General features: G+C 57.0%; 1 protein-coding gene. It reads right to left on the reverse strand.

Features of this window, described 5'->3' with window-relative positions:
- Nucleotides 1-738, reverse strand: a 738-nt coding sequence (locus tag AUR66_RS21420; RefSeq protein ID WP_231727939.1) for a histidine kinase N-terminal 7TM domain-containing protein, incomplete at its 3' end; no start/stop codon positions are given.
- Nucleotides 739-769 lie beyond the last annotated feature (31 nt).

A 769-nucleotide genomic window follows, 5' to 3' on the forward strand; every position in this document is an offset into this window, starting at 1 on the left:
GAGACGTTCCACGGGTTCGCCGAGTATCTCGTTTGCGTCACAGTCGAGAATGTCGCTCGCGGCCGGATTGAGATAGAGGGTGGTCCGCTCTGTGTCCACGATGGCGACTCCATCTTTGAGGTCGACCAGTGCCGCCTGTCTCCCGAGTTGCCGAGTCGCGGGCAACAGGTCGAACAACCGATATCGAAAGAGAGCGTTTCCGAACGCGATACCGGTGATGGTGAAACCGTAGGGTGTGAGATCAAGGCCCGGGAGCGGTGTGATGTCGAACACCGAGAGCGCGTTGCCAGCGAGCGGTGCGAGGATTCCGATGACGATCAATACGGTCTGGTCGAGATAGAGGTATTCTGAGACCGTCACCAGTCGAAGGAGTAACACGAAGCCGATAATCAAGAGAGTGTACGCATACACGAAGTAAATCCAGAATCCGACGCCAAAATCCTGTGAGAGCGTCACGATTCCGCCGGTATGGGTCTGAACCGGGTCAGTCCACATGATTCCATGTGCCGGATTAGTCCATATGAGGATGACCGAGAGGACTGGCAACACGAAATACAGCGGAATCGTGCGCCGGGTGAGAACCCGTCCATACCCAGTGAAACGGACGATAAAGAAGAAAAAGAAGATTGGGGCGACAGATATGGCGGCCCACTGGACCCGCTCCCAGAATAGGTGGCTTGCTCCTGTCTGTGACAGGGCGAGGATTTCCGTCACGGTCCACGCCGTGACAGCTACCATCGCCGCTGAGAGCGCCCTGGAACCGGGAACC

Source organism: Haloferax profundi (assembly GCF_001469865.1).
Taxonomy (GTDB): Archaea; Halobacteriota; Halobacteria; order Halobacteriales; family Haloferacaceae; genus Haloferax; species Haloferax profundi.